The organism is Hymenobacter mucosus (assembly GCF_900188255.1).
Lineage (GTDB): Bacteria > Bacteroidota > Bacteroidia > Cytophagales > Hymenobacteraceae > Hymenobacter > Hymenobacter mucosus.
The window spans coordinates 195,710-214,955 of record NZ_FZNS01000004.1; the positions used below are offsets into that span (position 1 = coordinate 195,710).

The following is a 19,246-nucleotide window of genomic DNA, read 5'->3' on the forward strand; positions in this document are numbered from 1 at the left end:
TTGTCTCAAAAAGCGTTTGGCAGCCGCTTTTTTCTGGTTTTAGGACGATCATACGCCATCCGAGGCGCGGGCGCTTTTTTGTACCCCGCGGGGCACAACCCTACCCTACTACCGGCCGTTCATGCGCCCATGTCATACCTTGTATTTGCAGCCCTGGTGGCAGCAGTTGCTTTCTTCTTCTACCGCTATGTCACGCGCGATAAGCGGCTTAAGCAGGCCGCCCTCGCGGCCGATTTTCCGGCGGCCTGGCGGCAGATCTTGTCCGAGCGGGTAGCCTTTTACTTGTCTCTCACGGCGGGCGATAAGCGCCGATTTGAGCAGAAAACGCAGGTTTTTCTGGCTCAAACGCGCATCACCGGCATTCAAACGGATATTGATGATACTACCCGGGTACTGGTGGCGGCCTCGGCTATTATTCCCGTGTTTGGCTTTCCTGACTGGGAGTATGGCAACCTCAGCGAAGTGCTGGTAGTGCCCGATGCTTGGACGCTGGAAAAAGACCCCAGCAAAGAATTTGCGGGCTTGCAGGGTACTTTGCTGGGGAGCGTGCAAGGCTTCCAAACTTCGCACTACATGCGTTTATCGAAAGCGTCCTTGGAACAGGGCTTCCGCGATGCCCTCGACAAGCAGAACGTAGGTATTCATGAGTTTGCCCACTTGCTCGACGAGGCAGATGGCGTTATTGACGGCGTACCAGCAGTGGCGCTTCCTGCTGAGCTACGCCCCGCCTGGGAAGCCGTGATGCAGCGCGAAATTGCCGCAATTCGGGCCGGTAACTCGGAGATTAACGACTACGCTGCCACCAACGAGGCCGAGTTCTTTGCTGTGGTAACTGAGTACTTCTTCGAGAAACCCGAGAAGCTACAGGAACACCATCCCGAGCTTTACCAGCTGCTTAGCCGGGCCCTGCGCCAAAACCCCAAGAAACGATTCCTGCGCTCGGCCGTTGATCCGCGCGAGTGGCTGCGCAGCTTGCGCAGCCGTCGTAAGTTTGGCCGCAACGACCCGTGCCCCTGCGGCAGCGGCAAGAAGTACAAAGACTGTCACTTGCTTCAGCAGGCGCAGGCCGCCTAATACGCAGTTGCTTTTTTACCCCAGCGGCCCCGCCGGAATCAGCAGTACCCAACGCTACGTGCGCTTGTGGTGATGCTGATTCCGGCGGGGCCGCTGGGGTATATTGGCTTCTAACTAAGCTACTTTCGAGCTGGCAGGCTGGTTGTTGGCTACCTTCTCAAACCGATCCTGGTACTTCGCGTGGTTGGTTCCCATAAGCTGGTCCCACCAGTTGAAATACAGACCATAGTTGCCTTTCACAAACTGGTGGTGCATGTTGTGATGGGTACTTGTGTTGTGGAGGCGGCCAAGCTTCGACCGTAGGAACCGGGCCGGGTACAGCTCATACCCCAAGTGACCTAGCACATTCATGCCCATCATATAGCTTAGGAAAGCTACCATGGCGATGGGGTGTAAAGGCAGCATAAACACTAGCAGCGGGAAAATACCGGCTTCAATTACAGCTTCTACCGGGTGGAAGGCAAACGCCGCCCAGGGAGAAGGATTGGTAGAGAGATGATGCACCCGGTGCACCCGCTGGTAAATACCTGGCAAGTGCATGAAGCGGTGCGTCCAGTAGAAATAGGTGTCGTGGGCCAGAATCGCAACCACGGTGCTCCCCAGCAGGTACCACCAGCCGTACTCGGCTATGCTGGTATAGATGCGGGTGTACCCGTACTGCCGGGCCACGAAAATACCAAGGCCCACAGCTGCAAAAATCAGGCAGGTGAGTAAGGAATAGCGGATTTCGGTGTGGATGTGCTTCTGATCAGGAAAGCGAGGTTGGATGCGACGGTGCTGCCACCGGGCCTTTTTCCAGCGCCAGAAAATCAGGTAGGCTACCCCGGCAAACAGCACGTAGCGGAGCAGCAGTATGGTAAAGTCGGCGGCGTAAATGAGGCCGGCTTGCGTGGGCGTAACGAGAGCAGCTAGCATATCGGCGAAACTATAACTCTGTCTTGTTAGTTCGGCGCGCAAAGGCGCTGGATATGTACCTTCGCTACCAGCAGCTCGCTTCACGCTGTCTTTCCTATTATCCAATGAAGAAATACCTGCTCCCTATTGCCACAGCCACGCTGCTTGCTGCGTGTGCCCCCACGGCCAAGACACCCACGGCCACTAGTCTCCCTACTGCCACACCACAGCCTACTACCCAGCCAGCGGCGCCCACTTGGTCGGAGCAGGCGGAAGCGTTTCTGCGCGAGTACTCCGCCGAATACCAGCGCCTCTACACTGAATCGGCGGAGGCGGAGTGGCGCTCTAATACGCGCATTGTGGCCGGCGACACCACCAATGCTGGAGCCACAGCCCGGGCCAACGAGCGAATGGCGGCCTTTAGTGGCTCGGCCCAGAACATCCGGCGCCTGCGGGAGCTGCTCGACCACAAGCAGGACCTAACGGAAATTCAGGTTAAACAGCTCCAGACGGCCTTGTACAACGCAGCCAACTCGCCCCAAACAGTGGCCGACGTGGTGAAGCGCCGTATTAAAGCCGAAACTCAACAAACTGAAAAGCTGTACGGCTTCGACTACAAGTATCAGGGCAAATCGGTAACGACAAATGACTTGGACGAACTCCTGCGTAAGGAGAACAACCCCGCTAAGCGCCAGCAAATCTGGGAAGCCAGCAAGGCCATCGGCCCAACGTTGAAGGAGGGCTTGCTGAACCTACGCGACCTGCGTAACCAAACAGTGCAGGCCCTGGGCTACCCCGATTACTTCACCTATCAGGCCTCTGACTACGGCATGACCCGGGAGGAAATGATGACCCTGGTGCGCCGCATCAACGAGGAACTCCGCCCGCTCTACCGCGAGCTGCACACCTATGCCCGCTATGAGCTGGCCAAGAAATACAACCAAAAGCAAGTTCCCGATTACCTACCGGCCTCTTGGCTCCCAAACCGTTGGGGGCAGGACTGGAGCGCGATGGTTGATGTAAAAGGCCTTAACCTTGACCCAGTGCTAGCCAAGAAGGGTGCCGAGTGGCAGGTAAAGCAAGCCGAGCGGTTCTACCAAAGCTTGGGCTTCCAAGCTCTTCCGGCTTCGTTCTACGAAAAAAGTAGTCTGTACCCATTGCCCAAAGGCGCCACCTACAAGAAGAATAACCACGCCTCGGCCTGGCACATCGACCTAAACCAGGATGTGCGCAGCCTCATGAGTGTGGAAGGTAACACCGAATGGTACGAGACAACCCACCACGAGTTGGGACACATTTACTACTACCTCACGTACACCAACCCCGGCGTGCCCCCGCTGCTGCGCCAGGGCGCCAACCGCGCCTACCACGAGGCTATGGGCTCGCTCATGGGCTTGGCTGCAACGCAAAAACCCTTCTTGGCGGGCCTTAACCTAGTCGATGCTAAAACGCAAACCGACCAGACGCAAACCCTGCTGAAGGAAGCGCTCAACTACGCCGTGTTTATTCCCTTTGCCTCAGGAGTAATGAGCGAATGGGAAAGCAGCTTCTACGCCGATAAACTACCCGCTGATCAGCTCAATGCGAAGTGGTGGGCCTTAGCCAAGCAGTACCAAGGCATTGTACCACCTACTACTCGTGGTGAGCAGTACCTCGACCCGGCTACTAAGACCCACATCAACGACGACCCGGCCCAGTACTACGACTATGCCCTGTCCTACGTTATCTTGTTTCAGCTCCACGACCACATTGCCAAGAAGATCCTGAAGCAGGACCCGCACGCTACCAACTACTACGGCAACAAAGAGGTAGGCGCGTTCCTAGCCGACATCATGCGTCCTGGTTCTAGCAAAGATTGGCGCACGGTATTAAAGGAGAAAACCGGAGAGGACCTTTCCGCCCGGGCAATGGTAGAGTACTTCCAGCCGCTGATGGCCTACTTGAAGCAGCAAAACAAAGGGCGCAAGTACACCATGTAAGCACGCCGCTAGGCAGCAGTGCTGATTTCGCTCTCGCAGCCTTTTTACAGAAAGAGCCCGGCCAAATGGCCGGGCTCTTTCTGTAGGAAGTTATTCTCTAGGCCACCTGCGGGGCTTGCTGATCTAACCTGCGCCCCAATACCATACTGACGCCCTTGAGGCGACGCGTCACCAAGTCAAGCACCTCATCGTCATCCAAGTTGATGCCTTGGTTGCGCGTGCTGAGGTAGCGCGTCAGGGCCGCATTATCATCAAGGGTAGTAGACAGCTCTTGCTGGGCGGCCTCCCATTCGTCCTCCAACTGCGTGCTCAAGTACTGAAAACGCAGTTCAATGGTGCGGCTAACAAGGTCAGCCAGTTGGGTAAGCACTCCCGTTTCGGCATCCGATAGGGCCCGGGCCTGCCGGCCAATTACGGCCATCATGCCAATGCGGGCACCATCGGGCATGCGCAAGGCAGCGCCGGCGTAAAAGTTTAGACCTAGCGCCCGGGCTACGTCGGGCTTGATTAGCTCGCAGCTTTGCGGCTTATAGTCCGAGGTGACGACAGGTACGTCGGGGAGAATAGCAGCCGAGCACATGCTTTCCGTGCGGGGCAAGCCAGGGACGCCCTCAGCCCCAGCCACGGCTTTAAACCACACGTGGTCGGCGTCAACGAGGGAAATCAGGGAAATAGGTGTGTTGAACAGCTGAGCTGCCCACGCAACGTAATCATCAAAGATTTTCTCCGGCGTTGTATTGACAATTTGATATAGATGCAACGTACGCAGCCGAACGGCCTCGTTCTCCGGGATTAGAGAGGAGGGAAAGGAAATGCTCATAGGCGAGAACTAGCTAACTACAGTCATACAACTGTTTAGCTTGGCAAAAGTTCGGTAAGGTGATGAGTAGGCCAGCAGCAGGCTTACCCCTACTGCTACCTAGTAGTTTTTTTCGCTGCTGGGTAAGTCAATTAGAATGAACTTCGCATCCTTTTTGGCCCGAATTTCCAGCACGTTTTCATCTGTGGAGCGCAATTGGTCATTGGGGCCAATATCAACTCCGTTGACATATACGTAGCCTTCCGCAACGTAGAGGAAGGTATTACGAATCGGGAAGGTTTTGAACGTCACGGTTTTGTCGGCGCTCAAGTTACACCAATATACCGTGCTATTGGAGTTCATATACACCACATCCTCCAACACTTTCTGGCCCGACACCAGCGGAATCAGTTCGTTCTTGGTATCGAGAAAGTCGACATCCTTTTGCTCGTAGCTGGGCGAAATACCTTTCTGGTTGGGCAAGAACCACAACTGATAGATGTGCGCTGCTTTGTCGGTCGCGTTCATCTCGGCGTGGGCTAGGCCAGTACCAGCCGTCATGCGCTGTACTTCGCCTTTCTTAATAGTGGCCCGGTTGCCCATAGTGTCTTCGTGCACCAACTCGCCTTCCAGCACGAGAGTCACAATTTCCATCTCGGAGTGCGGATGCTGCGGAAAACCAGAATTACCCTGTACGGTGTCGTCGTTGAAGACGCGCAGAGGGCCAAAGTTGATATTGTCGGGGTCGTAATAGTCGGCGAAGCTAAAGAGGAAATAGCTGTTCAGCCAGTGCACTGGGGCGGCGTGATGTCGGTCAGAAGCGGGAATGAGCTTAAGCATGGGGAGTAAGGATTGAGGTACGTAGGGAAGCTTACGGGCTCCGCACGTGGTTAGTTAATCAGGCTACCTCAATCCATCGATTTTCCGGGCTGCCTTTAGTTTTCCCAGCATCAGTTATGGGTGATGCAAAAAGCAAAACGCCCGCTTAGCCGTAGCCAAGCGGGCGTTATAACGCACACTGTGCAACTATGCTTATACTTTCTTCATGGTACTTACTTGCTGCTGCAAGTCAAGCACAATGCTAGCCAGCCGGTTGAGCGACAAATCAGCAATGGGGAAAGTGCTGCTGATGTATGCTTTTGCCTCCCAAATTTCTACCACATCCTCCACATCAATCTCGTAGGGCGAGTACACGGGGTTGTCGGAATGCAGGGCCAGCATGGCGGCATCTTTAAGGCGGTTGAATACGCGCTTGAAGACAATACCCTCTTTGGAGCTCACTACGATGCAAGGCGTGCCATCCTTAATGCTCATCCAATCATCAATGTAGCGGCCCACGATAACCGTACCACTAGCAATTGGAAGCATGGAATCGCCCGCAATTTCGAAGGCCCGATAAGTACCCGTAGTGCTTAGCATGGGCAAGCGGAACTTCGGAAGCTCCTCTAGGTACTCCGGGTCGGCGTAGCCATTGAGGTAGCCAGCGGCAGCCTTCTGAGGAACCAACTCAATATTTTCGTTCTGCTCCTTGTCTACCGTAAGAGCCAAGATACGCAGGTTGTTGTTGCCCGGGCGCGTGGTCACCACATCGGTAGACGTTACGGTTTGAGCCTGAAGCTGCAACGCCGCCTTTGCATTCTTTTTCTTGCTAAAGTCGGTGGTAACGAGCGAGTCCAGCGTAATGCCGAACAAACGGGCCATATTTACTAAGGTGGCGAGCTTGGGCTCAGCACGGCCTTCTTCATAAGCTCCCACCAAAGAGCGTTTGATGCCGAGTTTTTCGGCCATCTGCGCCTGGGTGAGGGCCAGTTCGCGCCGCCAAAATTTGAGATTAGTGTTGATCATAGCGCAGGGAGCCGGGGAAATTGGCTTCAGCGGTAAAGATTTACCGGCTCACGAAGGTACAAACGGTTCTACGCGAATACTAATTCAATTAGCTGAATTTTTTGCTAAAAAAATTTGGTCTACTCCACCCCTCGGATGGCCTAACGTCCGGTGCACTTGAGCAGCCAAAACGCCATTTTCTTTGCTAATCAAGCAGTAATGTTATTACGTACTAAAAACAGCCGATGGTCCGCGCTATGCATACGCTAGGCCTTCGGCTGTTCTTAGAATGTTTTTTGTGCCCGACTACTCTCCGCGCAGCTTCTTGAAGTACATCAGGGCCAAGCGCAACTTAAAGTAGTCGTACTGCTCGCGCAGGTGATCAAACAAGTCACGGAGCATCGGACTGCCTCCCAGCTGAGCCTGTGCCGTCTGAATTTCGGCCAACTCCTGCGGCTTCAAAAACTCCTCGATACGCAACTCCAGGCCCTTGGCGTAGCAGTTGGTAAGGTGGCTTTGTACCGTGGAGACGGCCAAGTCGCGGCGCTGGGCAATAGCCTCTATGCTCAGTCCCATACGGTGCAACTGGTGGGTCGTCTCCATAGTACTGTTCACATCGTTGCCTGTTGTCGGTGCAGCCTTGGGCTCGCGCTTGCGGGTAGCGCGCGGCGGCGCCGCACTGAAATCATCCGGGCCGAGGCTACTTGGCATGTCGTCCTCGTCTAGTTCTGCCTGGGCGGCGGGGTTGCCACCGTGGGCCAGCACTTCGCGAATGAAGACCTCACCGTAGGTTTCGAATTTCTTCATTCCGACGCCTGAAATAGCCAGCATGGCCGTACGATTGACGGGGCGCTCCTCGGCCATTTCCTGCAGGGTAGAGTCGGTGAAGATAACGTACGGGGGCACCCCCTGCTCGTCGGCAATGCGCTTGCGTAGGGTGCGCAAGGCGTCGAACAGCTGCGCCTCGCGGGTGGCCGGGGTAGCCTTGGCCGTTGGGGCCGCGGCCTTGCGGCCCCGAGGTGTCTTCTCTGCCTTTTCAGCCGGCTGAAATTTCTTCATGGAGATGGGACGCTGGCCTTGCAGCACCTCCCGGCCCAAGTCGGTAATTTTCAGAGAGTACCCTTCCTCGTAAGCAATGTAGACTAGCCCGTCGTTGAGCATCTGGTGGATGTAGCTGTACCAGTCGAGGTAAGGCAGGTCGCGGCCGGCACCGTAGGTTTTTATCTGGTCGAGCCCCTGGCTGAGAACAGCCTGGTTGCGCATGCCGCGCAGCACATCAATAAGCAGGCTGATGCTGAGCCGCTCCCGGCCGCGCACTACTGCCGAGAGGGCCTTCTGGGCCAGTTTGGTGCCATCGAAGGTGGTAGGCGGGTTGCGACAGATGTCGCAGTTGCCGCAGTCAGTGGCTAGCGTTTCTCCGAAGTAGTTGAGCAGAATTTTGCGGCGGCAGGAGGCAGCTTCTGCAAACTGCTGCATGCGCTCCAGCTTCGTGAGGTTGAGCTGAGTAAGGTTGGGGTTTTCTTTTGTGAGCATGTCTCGCAAGCTCATCACGTCGCCAAAGGAATAGAATAGCACAGCTGTAGCCGGGCTACCGTCGCGGCCAGCACGTCCTATCTCCTGGTAATATCCCTCAATATTTTTGGGTAGGTTGTAGTGAATTACCCACCGTACATTGCTTTTGTCGATGCCCATGCCGAAGGCAATGGTGGCCACAATTACCTGTAAGTCATCTTTCAGGAAGGCTTCCTGCACGGCGGCGCGCTGGTTGGGCGTCATGCCCGCATGGTAAAAGCCTGCTTTGATGCCTTTAGCTTGGATTTTCTGGGCTAGCGTTTCACACTGCTTGCGCGAGAGGCAATACACAATGCCCGCCTCGCCCTGGTGGCGCTCCAAAAACTCCAGAATACCCCCTACCCTATCTTGGCCCGGCCGCACAATAAGATTCAGGTTGGGCCGGTCGAAGCTGGACAGGAATACGCGCGGGTTATTCAGGCGCAGCTGCTGCTGAATATCGCGTTGGGTGAGGCGGTCGGCGGTAGCCGTGAGGGCAATAATGGGCGTGTTAGGAAACTGCTCGCGCAGCACCCGCAGCTGGGTATATTCAGGGCGGAAGTCGTGGCCCCAGGAACTGATGCAGTGCGCCTCGTCAATGGCGAACATGCTAATACGCATGCGCTTGAGGAAGGTCATAAACCCTTCTGACAGCAGCTTCTCCGGCGACACGTAGAGCAGCTTTAGGTAGCCATTGAGGCAGTCGGCAGCAATGTTGTTTTGCTCGCTCATGCCCACGCTGCTGTTGATATAGGCCGCCGAGATACCGTTGGCTTTCAGGGCTTCCACCTGATCTTTCATCAACGCAATCAGGGGCGATACAACTACGCACACTCCCTCCTGCACCACGGCCGGCACCTGAAAGCAGATGCTCTTACCCCCACCCGTGGGCATGAGCACTACCGTGTCTTGGCCACCAAGAATGTTGCCGATGATGTCCTCCTGCATGGGCCGAAATGCGTCGTAGCCGTAGTACTTCTTCAGGACGCGACGGGCAGATTCAATTGTAGGAGCGAGGGGTTCGGCAGCAAATAACATGGGGTAAAGATACGGCTAAACGCAGCGGGGTGAGAGAGTATGTATAACTAGCAGGAGGTGGAAATCGTGCACTATAGAAACAGAATCCTGAACAGTCGCGGAACGCATCCGGCCGTTTAAGTAAGCAGAACACTATCTCACTTCTTATAAACCAGACTATGGCTTTTTCACCTGCTTCCTACTCTCAAAACCAACCTGTCCTCGACGCGCTCAGCCGCTGCATTGCGGCCTGCGAAATGTGCGCCGATGCGTGCTTACACGAGGATCATGTCAAGATGATGGTGCCCTGCATCCGCCTCGACCGGGACTGCGCCGATATCTGTCGGCTCACGGCCGCTTTCATTGCTCGCGGCTCCGACCACGCTAAGCATGTACTCCGGGAGTGCATCGAAATCTGTCAGAAATGCGCCGATGAGTGCGGCCAACACCAACACGACCACTGCCAGCAGTGCGCCGCGGCGTGCCGCGCGTGCGTGGAGGCATGCCAGCAATATGCCGGGTAGTTCAACTGCTCTGGGTAGCTCTCACCCGAAAAGGCCCGGCCACCTTCGCGCTGCGAAGGTGGCCGGGCCTTTTGACTTTCCTATTGTAGAGAGTGTTCTGTTTTACAGTATGTTTCCTGCTGGCTACTTCACCTTGCGGGTGCCTTGGTAAAGCTCGTACTTGAGCAAGCGGCAGTCAATAGGGCCGTTATAGAGAGGAATGCGGCGGGAGGTTTTCAGGCCAATACGCTTGGCAGCTTCCAAGTTGCCCGTGAAAACATAGGCATCGTAGCCCTGAAACCCTGTTTTTAGCGTATCGCCGATGGTTTTGTAGAGGGCGTCCATCTCCGTTTCCTCCCCTATCCGCTCCCCGTAGGGCGGGTTCATGATAACGATGCCGGGTTCCTCCTTGGCAGGGGCCTTGGCTTCTTTCACATCGCGCACACCCAAACGAATAAAGTCTTCTAAGTCAGCGGCGGCTACGTTTTTACGGGCCAGCTCAATGTACTCCCTTGACAAGTCGGAGCCGGCAATGTACGCCTGGGGCTCCTCCAAACGGGCTTGCCGGGCATCTAGCTGCACTGATTCCCACAAGGCAGCGTCGAAATCAGCCCAATTCTCGAAGCCGAACTTCCCCTGATGGTAGAGGCCCGGCGCCACGCGTTGCGCCAGCATGGCCGCTTCGGTGAGCAAGGTACCAGAGCCGCACATAGGGTCGATAAGCGTCTTCTTACCATCCCAGCCGGCCAGCAGCAGCAAGCCAGCGGCCAAGGCCTCGTTCAGAGGAGCTACGTTGGTTTGCTGGCGGTAGCCGCGCTTGTGCAACGATTCACCAGAGGCGTCGAGGCTTAGAGTTACCTCGTTTTCAATCATGTGCAGGTGCAGGCGAATATCAGGATTCTTCACATCCACGCTAGGACGACGGCCCAGGCGGTCACGAAACTGGTCCACAATGGCATCCTTGGTGAGCTGAGCTACAAATAAGGAATGTTCGAAGGTGGACTTATTGACAACGGCCGTGATGGCAAACGTCTGGTCGGGGTCGATGAAGCGCTGCCAGTCGATGCGGCTTACTTCCCGGTACAGCGCTTTCTCATCGCGGGCGTAGAAGCCGGCAAACGGGCGCAGAATGCGCATGGCCGTGCGGCACCACAGGCAGGCCTCGTAAAGTAGCTGGGTGTCACCCACGAACTCCACGGCCCGCTGACCTACTTTTTCAATCTTGGCGCCTAGTTGGCGTAGCTCTTCGGCCAGCACTTCTTCCAACCCAAACTGGGTGGTGGCAGTCATGTAAAATGGAGCGGAGCGACGATTGGCAGCCATGAGCGAGTAGGTAAAGGCAGTAAGAAGGCGCAAAGGTCGGGAAAGTAGCGGGGTAAATGGTGTGGCGACCCATATTTGCGTTTCACCGTTAGACATGCCGTTGCTACTATCCAACCCTTACCTTGTCCTTCTTGGGTAGTAACACCCTGCTTGCACTACTTGCCTACTCTATGCGCCCCTCTTTTCTCTTCGACCCGAGCAAAAGCTCTTTGTTTTATCTGATTCTATTTCTGGCGCTGGCGGTTATGGGCATCACCGCGTACGATGCCATGAATGGGCACTACTCTGTGGTGGGCAGTGTAGCGTCGTTTTTGGGCTTGTTTGTAGCGTTTCAGAGCTGGAAGGCGGCCGACGATGCCTCCCGCAAAACGGATGAAGCACTAAGCCAGATGCAGGCCTTGGCCCACGAGACCCGGCAGCTGGTAGTGAGCAGCAATACCGTGGAAGAACAGATTAAAAACGCGGTGGTAACCATTAGCGACGCCACGCGGGAGCTCTATAAGGGGTTTCAGCCCATTATGCGGGAAATTGCGGAGTTTCTGGCCGAAGCCGAGGGGAGCGAGTACCTGGCAATTATGACCGACTCGGCGTCTATTGGCACGTTCTACGCCCGCCACCATCACCCAGCTCTCAACCAGCGAGAAACGCGCGCCCTCACCGACCGGATTCATGACTTGCTGTTGGAACGAGCCCGCGACGCCCGCGAGTTTTACCTGGCTACCCTGGCTGACGAAACGCCCGAAACCCGCCCGCCCGCCCGCGACCAGTATGGCCTACTCCACCACTATGTGCAAGGCGTGTGGCAGCAGTTTCACCCTGATGCTCCGGTAGCGGAAGAACACTGGCATGAGCACCGCGAGCAGCACCTTTCTACCCTACGCCAGATTCACGATACGTTTACGAGCCTCTCTGAGCACCCCGAGCAACAGGCCGCCGGCTTGGCTCCGCACCAGCCTTTACCGGTGCTGCCATTTCAGTTATTTCTGCGCTTCAATGCCGAGGCCAAGGAGCCTTTTCGGGGATTAATAGTTTTCCTGGGCCAGTATAATCTTGATCGGGTGGCCGAAACCCGGGCTATGCAGACGGCTGATCCTGAGCTGGTGCGCACCTTTATCAGTATGTTTGAGAGCCTCACCAGCCTCGACGACCACGCGGGTTACCAGCAGTTGCGGCGGCAGTTTCCCTTATAATGCGCATACTGCTACGGATCAGCTTGCCAATCCACCTTAAATTCGAATATCGTAGGCTTACTACTGAGCCAGCTTGCCATCAACTACCAACTACATGCAGAAATACGTTGCCGAAGTGTTGGGCACCTTTGCCATCATCTTTTGCGGAACCGGCGCTATCGTTATCAATCAAGAAAGCCACGGCGCCATTACCCACGTGGGTATCGCCATCACGTTTGGGCTGGTGGTAACGTCCATGATTTATGCGCTAGGCTCCATCTCGGGGGCGCATTTCAATCCGGCAGTTTCCATTGCCTTCACGGTAGCGCGCAAGTTTCCGGCGAAAGAACTTCTTCCCTACATTATAAGTCAACTTGCTGGTGCACTGCTGGCTAGTGCTACGTTGCGCTACCTATTTCCTTCCAATGAACTGCTTGGGGGGACGCTGCCAGCCGGCTCCGAAGAGCAGTCATTTGTGCTGGAATTTATTCTGACTTATTTCCTGATGCTGGTTATCCTGAACGTGGCCTACGGATCCAAGGAGCAGGGTCTGTTTGCTGGCCTGGCTATTGGGGGCGTAGTATTACTGGAAGCCATGTTTGCGGGTCCCATTTGTGGCGCTTCCATGAACCCGGTCCGGTCCTTTTCGCCGGCGCTAGTGTCAGGGCATCTGGAGCACGTGTGGCTGTACCTAGTGGCGCCAACGGTAGGCGCCGTAGCGGCCGTATTCACGTGGCAATTCCTGACTCGTTCGGTTGTGGCGCCCAAGGTAGCCTAGCTTACTAGCGGCATAGGGCTACTTCAGGGGGCATTGTTCTGGTGGGTCTTTCTATCTTTAAGGCTCTCTTGCTTCTCTCAACCTGCCTGCATGGCCGCACCCCTCCCTTCCGCTACTACCACCGCCCCTAGCACTGCCACGCGCAGCTACGCCCTGCCCATGGCGGCCATGACGAGCCTGTTCTTCCTGTTCGGGGCCGTCACCAATTTCAATGATGTGCTTATGCCCTACCTCAAGGACGTGTGCCAACTCACCGACTTGCAGTCGTCGTTGGTACAGTCGGCCTTTTTTGGGGCATACTTCCTGATGTCGTTGCCGGCGGGCCGTATTCTGGAGAAGCTGGGGTACCAGCGCGGCATTGTATTGGGGCTGCTGGTTATGGCAGCAGGGGCATTGTTATTTATCCCGGCGGCTAACTCCCGCACCTTTGGCGTGTTCCTGCTTGGGCTGGGCGTGCTGGGGGCAGGCGTGACGCTGCTGCAAGTGGCGGCCAATCCCTACGTATCCATTCTGGGACCTGCCAGCCGGGCAGCCAGCCGGGTGAGCGTGGTGGGAGTAGCTAATAACTTCGGCGGCACCCTGTCGCCCTTACTGGGTGGTATTTTGCTATTTGGGGGCTCCGCAGCCCTGAAGGCTCGGCTGGCTACCCTACCGGCAGCCCAGCGCTTGGCCGAGGAGGCTACCCTCGTGAAGGGTCCTTACATTGGCCTAGCGGTGTTTTTGGTGGTGCTGGCCGGTACCTTCTTCCTGCTGAAGCTGCCCGAGCTGGAAACCTTCGCTGACGAAAGCGCCGAGCCTGTTCCGAGTGCTAGCGGGCGTACGTCGGCGCTACAATTTCCGCACCTGGCTATGGGAGTAGCCGCCATTTTCGTGTACGTGGGCGTGGAGGTAGGCCTGGGGTCTTTCCTGATTCGTTACGGCGAAGCTCAGGGTATAACTCAGCTAAGCGGCTTCACCCAAGCGCTGGTACGGGGCCTCAACGTGGCCGTAAACTTTATTGCCGTGCTGGTAGGGCAAGCTCCGGCGCCCATTGATACCACTGCGGGCTTCACGAAGGCGGTAGGTGCCGTGCTGGTTTCTTCCTACTGGTTTGGCTCTCTGCTAGGCCGAGTGGTAGGCATCCCCCTGCTCACCCGCATCAACGACCGGAAGGCCCTTGTGGCCGTGTGCGCCGCGGGCGTGGTGCTGGTGCTGGCCTCCATTAGCACCCAGGGCGAATCGGCGCTGTGGCTTATTGTGCTGTGTGGCCTGATGAACTCCATTATGTGGCCCGTTATCTTCCCCTTGGCTATTAAAGGACTGGGTGTTTTCACGAAGCAAGGCTCTTCCTACCTCATCATGGCTATTGTAGGAGGCGCCGTCATTCCTCTGATTATGGGGTGGGTAGCAACCAACGGCGGCGGCCTGCGTGTGGCCTTCCTGCTGCCTGCCCTGTGCTACGCCTACCTGCTCTTCTACTCCCTACGCGGGTACCGGGTGCGCTAGCCCAATACATCGTGCTGCTCACTACAGGCGGGCCGCTTTCTTCGGAAGGTGGCCCGTTTCTGCATCTAGTCGCGTGGGGAAGTTGCCGGGTAGGGTGCTGCCGACGCCAGGCTTCGGCGGAATTTTGCAAACGGCTACCTTTACCAGCGCATCACCTTCCTCCTTCGCTATGGCTTTGGCTCCTGTTCTCGAACACAACGTTTCCCTACGGCCCTACAACACCTTTGGCCTAGATGTACAAGCTCGGCTCTTTGCCCGTTTCTCGTCGGTAGAGGATTTGCAAACTTTGCTGCAACTACCCGAAGTGCAAGCGGCTGAAAAGCTGGTGCTAGGTGGTGGCTCTAACCTGCTGTTTACTCAGAATTTTGACGGGGTAGTGCTGAAGAATGAAATTTGTGGCCTCGATATTATTAGCCAGGATGACAACACAGCCCTAGTGCGGGCCGGCGCCGGCGAGTCGTGGCACGGCATGGTGCAATACACCCTCGACCAAGAGTTGAGCGGCATCGAAAACCTGTCCTTGATTCCAGGTACGGTGGGCGCGGCGCCTCTGCAAAACATTGGTGCTTACGGAGCCGAACTCAAGGATACCTTTGACCACTTAGAGGCCCTGGAAATCAGCACTGGGCAGCTGCGCACGTTTTCGGCAGCCGAGTGTGGCTTTGGCTACCGCGAGAGTGTATTCAAAGGCCCCCTGAAAAATCAGTATATCGTGACGGGGGTAGTATTGCGCTTGCATCGCCAGGCCCAGCCCAACGTGAGCTACGGAGCCATTAAAACCACGCTCGAAGACTTGGGCATTGGGGGTGAGCCCACGCCGCGCCAAGTAAGCGAGGCTGTGATGCACATTCGGCGCAGCAAGCTCCCCGACCCTGCTCAGATTGGCAACGCGGGTTCCTTTTTCAAAAACCCGGAGGTTTCGCAGGCCAAGTTTGATGAGCTGAAAGCCCAGTACCCCGAGGTGCCGGGCTACCCCGTGCCTGGGGGTGTGAAGGTGCCGGCTGGGTGGCTGATCGAGCAGTGTGGCTGGAAGGGTATGCGGCGCGGCGCCCACGGTGTACACGATAAGCAAGCGCTAGTACTCGTTAACCATGGGGGCGCACAGGGACAGGACATCCGCGAGCTGGCACACGACATTATTGCCTCGGTACGCGAGAAGTTTGGAGTGGAGCTGCACCCCGAAGTGAATATTTTCTAAGCTCACTGTTGCCAAGTCTGCACGCAAACCGGCCTGTTTACTGTGAAGTAGGCGGGCCGGTTTTGTGCAGTACTCCCTCGGCCTACTTGCTCGTGCATCAGCTCTGAGCTTAGCCTATCCAGACATTGCTCTCGAGTTCAGGTGTAGTGACCTCTCCTCTGAAACCAAGATAGTTGCCGCCGTCTTTCACTGTTTCTTCTTTCTACCTTTCTTTTTATTGCATGAAACACTTTACTCTCTGGACTGTACTCGCGCTGCTGCTGGTTTTTGGGCCAGCACGTGCGCAAACGGCCATTAGCATTGCGCAAGCCCGGGCTCAGGCGCCCGCCTATGGCACCTCGGGCGCCAGCGTAACCCTCCGCGGCGTGGCTACCAACGGGCCGGAGCTGGGCGTTATTCGCTACATCCAGGATGGTACGGCCGGCATTGCTGTGTACTCCACCGCCCTCACCGCCAACGTGCGCCCCGGCGACTCCATCGTCGTGACGGGCACCCTGAAGGACTACAACGGGCTACTAGAGCTGGACCCCGTATCGTCGCTGACGGTAGTGGCCGGCAACCGCCCCCTACCCACTCCCGTGGTCTTTATCTCTGCTAATGCGGCGGCGGCCTACGCCGAGCAATACGAAGGCCAACTGGTGAAGCTGACAAATGCCACTACCGTAACAACGACGGCCGGCGCCGCCGTAACGGCTTTTGCGAGTACTACCTACCGCATCAGCAACAACGCTACCACCGTCATGTACGTGAATGCGGCCTCCACTGGGCCTGATGGCCTGATTGGCAAGCCGTCGCCCACAGGCACGTTCGACGTGGTAGGCATCATGAGCCAGTTTACCCGCACGGCAGGAACCACCGGCTACCAGTTGCTGCCCCGCCTCTACGCCGACTTTCAGCAGGGCCTCACTCCCAATATCGTTAGCGCCCCTACCACCACCAATATTACTACGTCGGGCTTTACGGTAAACTTCCGGACCCAGAATGCGGGTACTACCAAGCTGGAATATGCCGCGTCGGCGGGTGGCCCGTTTACGGCCCTAACCAGCGCAACCAGCACCACTCAGCATAGTTTAACTATCAGCGGCTTACAGCCCGCCACGGTGTATTACGTCAAGGCTAGCAGCACCAATTCGGTGGGCTTGTCTGAGTCGCGGGTGCTTCCCATGATTACAGCTTCCCAATCGACGGGGAAGATGCGCACCTATTTCACAAACCCAGTGAATACTACCCTGGCGTTGCCGGGCAACACGGCTACCTACCTAGCCAACGGGGCCGTGGCCGATACCATTGCGCGCTACATCAGCCGCGCCCAGCAAACCCTAGACATTGCGGTGTACAATTGGAACAGCCCGGTTATTCTGGCAGCGGTGAATGCGGCGCAGGCTCGGGGCGTGCAGGTGCGGGTGATCTATGAAAACGATAACACCAACGCCAGTATTAGTGGCCTGAATGCAGCTATTCCGCGCATTGGTCGCCAAACCACGCAGAACATCATGCACAACAAGTTTGTGGTGATTGACGCCAACAGCACTACCCCCAACCAACCGTGGGTTTGGACGGGCTCTACCAACTGGACGCCCGCGCAGCTCAGCACCGACCGCAACAACTCCCTTGCCATCCAAGACCAGTCGCTGGCGCGGGTGTACACCATAGAGTTCAACGAAATGTGGGGGGGCGGCACACAGACCACGGCCGTATTCGGCTCCCGCAAAACCGACAACACTCCCCACTACCTCAACATTGGGGGCAAGTCAGTGGAATCGTGGTTCTCGCCCACTGACAACGTGAACGGGCGCCTGATTGAAACAGTGGCTACGGCCGACAACGACCTCCATATTGCCACCATGCTCATCACGCAGAGCGATATTGCCCGCGCCATCCGCGACCAGGTGCAGCTCAAGGGCATTGCTAGCTGCACGGAAGTACTACTTGATGATACAACGAGCAGCGCAGCCTCGGGCAGCGTGTTCCGCACCATTAAAACGGCCGTTGGCAACCGCATCTTGGTCAACAAGCTCAGCGGCATCATGCACCACAAATATGCCATCGTTGATGCCGGCGCGTCGCAATCAGATCCGTTGGTGTTTGTGGGCTCGCACAACTGGAGCCTCTCGGCCAACACGGAAAATGACGAGAACACCCTGGTTGTACACGATGCTCTGATAACAAACCAGTTCTACCAGGAGTTTGCCCGGCGCATCGCCGATCAGAATGCCGGCGTGAGCGTGTGTAGCCTAGTGTTAGCCAACAAAACAGCCGTGCAACAAAGCGCCGTGCACGTGTATCCCAACCCCACCAGCGGCTCCTTCCAGCTGCGCATGCACTCAGATAAGGCGCGCTCGGCCCGCGTGGTGCTGCGCGATGCTACCGGCCGCATAGTACTCGACCAAACCAAGACCCTGAACGGCCAGGAAGTAAGCGTAGATGCCTCCTCCTTACGTGCTGGCTTGTACCTTGTGCAAATTGAAACAACCGAATCGACCCAGATTAGCCGAGTTGTAGTTCAGTAGCACGTACACCAGTAAATAAAAAAGGCTCCCAATACTGGGAGCCTTTTTTATTTACTGGTGTACTGATGCAGAGTATGCATTATTGGGCTTTCCTGAGCACTAAGCATTTGCTTATGACGCTGATCTGGATACACACACGTAGCACTGCTAGAGGGAGCTAGCTTACTTCCAGCGGCGTTGGGCCCAGGCCTGCCGTTGTTCGGCGTCCTGAAACGTCCAAGCTACCAAGCGACTGGCTTTCTGTCCCTGGGTCATATCAATAGTTTTGACCTCCGTGGCGCCGGCCTGTTGCAAGAAGTAATGGGCACTAAGCAGGGTTTGTTTTTTAGAAACCAGAGAAGTAAACCACAATACCCGCCCAGCCAATGGCTTGCTTTGGGCTACCATCCGACGCAAGAAGCCTTCTTCCCCGCCTTCACACCAAAGCTCGTTGTTCTGCCCCCCGAAGTTTAGCACAGGCTCCGGTGCCTTGGCGTACCCGAGGTTGCGGTTCTTGCGCTGACTACCGGCTGCCGCCTCGGCCGCCGAGGTATGAAACGGCGGGTTGCACACCACTAAATCAAACTCCTCGCGCGCCTTCACAATACCCTCGAAGATGTAGTCCGCGTGCGTTTGGTGGCGGATGTCGATACGGCCGCGCAGCACAGGGTTTGCTTCTACCATGTGCCTAGCCACCCGAATAGCGACAGGGTCAATATCGGACCCCACGAAGCGCCAGCCGTACGTCCGCGTCCCCACAATGGGGTACACGCAGTTGGCGCCTACTCCTACGTCGAGCACGTGCACACCCTTATCGCGCGGTATCACGCCACCGTGCTCAGCGGCCAGCAAGTCGGCGGCGTAGTGGAGGTAGTCGGCCCGGCCCGGAATGGGTGGGCAGAGGTAGCCAGCGGGCACGTCCCACTGCGCTACTCCATAAAACTGCTGAAGCAACGCCTGATTCAGCGCTTTCACCGCCGCCGGGTTGGCAAAGTCGATGCTGTCGTCGCCCGTAGGATTAGGCACTACAAAAGCGGCCAGTTCCGGTCGGATACTGGTTAGCTGGTCGAAGTCGTAGCGGGCGGCGTGAAGGTTGCGGGGGTGCATAAAGTATTAGATTCAAGGGAAAAGAAGAACCCGTTGCGGGGTTCGCAACGGGTTCT

Annotated in this window: 15 protein-coding genes; 8 read left to right on the forward strand and 7 right to left on the reverse strand. The window is 56.5% G+C overall.

Annotated elements, in window-relative coordinates; genetic code table 11:
* Positions 1–129 precede the first annotated feature (129 nt).
* Positions 130–1,074 (forward strand): M90 family metallopeptidase, encoded by a 945-nt coding sequence (locus CHB83_RS10800; protein ID WP_089332639.1) that lies wholly within the window; start codon positions 130–132, stop codon positions 1,072–1,074.
* Positions 1,075–1,188: 114 nt separating this feature from the next.
* Here CHB83_RS10800 and CHB83_RS10805 read toward each other — a convergent pair whose 3' ends face one another.
* Positions 1,189–1,989 carry a sterol desaturase family protein gene (locus tag CHB83_RS10805; protein WP_089332640.1) on the reverse strand — a complete coding sequence of 267 codons (801 nt, stop codon included), beginning with the start codon at positions 1,987–1,989 and terminating at the stop codon, positions 1,189–1,191.
* A 104-nt stretch (positions 1,990–2,093) separates the two neighbouring features.
* Between CHB83_RS10805 and CHB83_RS10810 the strand changes: the two genes are divergently transcribed.
* Positions 2,094–3,947, forward strand: coding sequence for a M2 family metallopeptidase (locus CHB83_RS10810; RefSeq protein ID WP_089332641.1), 1,854 nt, complete (start codon positions 2,094–2,096; stop codon positions 3,945–3,947).
* 97 nt (positions 3,948–4,044) lie between these two features.
* Here the strand turns inward: CHB83_RS10810 and CHB83_RS10815 are convergent, their stop codons facing one another.
* The 4 genes from CHB83_RS10815 to recQ all read right to left on the reverse strand — a co-directional run bounded on the left by CHB83_RS10815 (position 4,045) and on the right by recQ (position 9,159).
* Positions 4,045–4,767: a GAF domain-containing protein gene (locus tag CHB83_RS10815; protein ID WP_089332642.1), complete on the reverse strand. Its 723-nt coding sequence runs from the start codon at positions 4,765–4,767 to the stop codon at positions 4,045–4,047.
* Positions 4,768–4,866: 99 nt separating this feature from the next.
* Positions 4,867–5,586 carry a pirin family protein gene (locus CHB83_RS10820; RefSeq protein ID WP_089332643.1) on the reverse strand — a complete coding sequence of 240 codons (720 nt, stop codon included), beginning with the start codon at positions 5,584–5,586 and terminating at the stop codon, positions 4,867–4,869.
* 192 nt (positions 5,587–5,778) lie between these two features.
* Positions 5,779–6,591 carry a helix-turn-helix domain-containing protein gene (locus CHB83_RS10825; protein WP_055562244.1) on the reverse strand — a complete coding sequence of 271 codons (813 nt, stop codon included), beginning with the start codon at positions 6,589–6,591 and terminating at the stop codon, positions 5,779–5,781.
* A gap of 285 nt (positions 6,592–6,876) precedes the next feature.
* Positions 6,877–9,159, reverse strand: a complete 2,283-nt coding sequence (gene recQ, locus CHB83_RS10830) for a DNA helicase RecQ (protein ID WP_089332644.1) — start codon at positions 9,157–9,159, stop codon at positions 6,877–6,879.
* A 158-nt stretch (positions 9,160–9,317) separates the two neighbouring features.
* Between recQ and CHB83_RS10835 the strand changes: the two genes are divergently transcribed.
* The gene (locus CHB83_RS10835) at positions 9,318–9,662 is read left to right on the forward strand and encodes a four-helix bundle copper-binding protein (RefSeq protein WP_072144742.1); all 345 of its coding nucleotides are present in this window, start codon (positions 9,318–9,320) and stop codon (positions 9,660–9,662) included.
* Between the two features lie 123 nt (positions 9,663–9,785).
* Here CHB83_RS10835 and CHB83_RS10840 read toward each other — a convergent pair whose 3' ends face one another.
* Positions 9,786–10,997 carry a THUMP domain-containing class I SAM-dependent RNA methyltransferase gene (locus CHB83_RS10840; protein WP_245855327.1) on the reverse strand — a complete coding sequence of 404 codons (1,212 nt, stop codon included), beginning with the start codon at positions 10,995–10,997 and terminating at the stop codon, positions 9,786–9,788.
* A gap of 137 nt (positions 10,998–11,134) precedes the next feature.
* Here CHB83_RS10840 and CHB83_RS10845 point away from each other — a divergent pair, with 137 nt between their 5' ends.
* From CHB83_RS10845 to CHB83_RS10865, 5 genes are all read left to right on the forward strand, one after another.
* Positions 11,135–12,154, forward strand: coding sequence for a hypothetical protein (locus CHB83_RS10845; protein ID WP_143437115.1), 1,020 nt, complete (start codon positions 11,135–11,137; stop codon positions 12,152–12,154).
* Between the two features lie 94 nt (positions 12,155–12,248).
* A complete protein-coding gene (locus tag CHB83_RS10850) occupies positions 12,249–12,911 on the forward strand; it encodes an aquaporin (protein ID WP_045687093.1) in 663 nt (220 codons plus the stop codon).
* A 90-nt stretch (positions 12,912–13,001) separates the two neighbouring features.
* A complete protein-coding gene (locus CHB83_RS10855; protein ID WP_089332646.1) occupies positions 13,002–14,396 on the forward strand; it encodes a sugar MFS transporter in 1,395 nt (464 codons plus the stop codon).
* Positions 14,397–14,565: 169 nt separating this feature from the next.
* Entirely contained in the window at positions 14,566–15,594 is a 1,029-nt protein-coding gene (gene murB / locus CHB83_RS10860) for a UDP-N-acetylmuramate dehydrogenase (RefSeq protein ID WP_089332647.1), read from the forward strand.
* Between the two features lie 221 nt (positions 15,595–15,815).
* On the forward strand, positions 15,816–18,104 hold the full coding sequence (locus tag CHB83_RS10865) for a phospholipase D-like domain-containing protein (RefSeq protein ID WP_089332648.1): 2,289 nt from the start codon (positions 15,816–15,818) through the stop codon (positions 18,102–18,104).
* Positions 18,105–18,266: 162 nt separating this feature from the next.
* Here the strand turns inward: CHB83_RS10865 and rlmF are convergent, their stop codons facing one another.
* Positions 18,267–19,190, reverse strand: a complete 924-nt coding sequence (gene rlmF, locus CHB83_RS10870; protein ID WP_045687089.1) for a 23S rRNA (adenine(1618)-N(6))-methyltransferase RlmF — start codon at positions 19,188–19,190, stop codon at positions 18,267–18,269.
* Positions 19,191–19,246 lie beyond the last annotated feature (56 nt).

What these genes read in the sequence shown, in the direction of transcription:
- CHB83_RS10850 (WP_045687093.1), top strand. Translation starts at nt 12,249, where the DNA reads ATGCAGAAATACGTTGCCGAAGTGTTGGGCACCTTTGCCATCATCTTT.
- CHB83_RS10865 (WP_089332648.1), top strand. Translation starts at nt 15,816, where the DNA reads ATGAAACACTTTACTCTCTGGACTGTACTCGCGCTGCTGCTGGTTTTT.
- CHB83_RS10805 (WP_089332640.1), bottom strand. Translation starts at nt 1,989, where the DNA reads ATGCTAGCTGCTCTCGTTACGCCCACGCAAGCCGGCCTCATTTACGCC.
- recQ (WP_089332644.1), bottom strand. Translation starts at nt 9,159, where the DNA reads ATGTTATTTGCTGCCGAACCCCTCGCTCCTACAATTGAATCTGCCCGT.
- CHB83_RS10855 (WP_089332646.1), top strand. Translation starts at nt 13,002, where the DNA reads ATGGCCGCACCCCTCCCTTCCGCTACTACCACCGCCCCTAGCACTGCC.
- CHB83_RS10825 (WP_055562244.1), bottom strand. Translation starts at nt 6,591, where the DNA reads ATGATCAACACTAATCTCAAATTTTGGCGGCGCGAACTGGCCCTCACC.
- CHB83_RS10815 (WP_089332642.1), bottom strand. Translation starts at nt 4,767, where the DNA reads ATGAGCATTTCCTTTCCCTCCTCTCTAATCCCGGAGAACGAGGCCGTT.
- CHB83_RS10810 (WP_089332641.1), top strand. Translation starts at nt 2,094, where the DNA reads ATGAAGAAATACCTGCTCCCTATTGCCACAGCCACGCTGCTTGCTGCG.
- rlmF (WP_045687089.1), bottom strand. Translation starts at nt 19,190, where the DNA reads ATGCACCCCCGCAACCTTCACGCCGCCCGCTACGACTTCGACCAGCTA.
- CHB83_RS10800 (WP_089332639.1), top strand. Translation starts at nt 130, where the DNA reads ATGTCATACCTTGTATTTGCAGCCCTGGTGGCAGCAGTTGCTTTCTTC.
- CHB83_RS10845 (WP_143437115.1), top strand. Translation starts at nt 11,135, where the DNA reads ATGCGCCCCTCTTTTCTCTTCGACCCGAGCAAAAGCTCTTTGTTTTAT.
- murB (WP_089332647.1), top strand. Translation starts at nt 14,566, where the DNA reads ATGGCTTTGGCTCCTGTTCTCGAACACAACGTTTCCCTACGGCCCTAC.
- CHB83_RS10835 (WP_072144742.1), top strand. Translation starts at nt 9,318, where the DNA reads ATGGCTTTTTCACCTGCTTCCTACTCTCAAAACCAACCTGTCCTCGAC.
- CHB83_RS10820 (WP_089332643.1), bottom strand. Translation starts at nt 5,586, where the DNA reads ATGCTTAAGCTCATTCCCGCTTCTGACCGACATCACGCCGCCCCAGTG.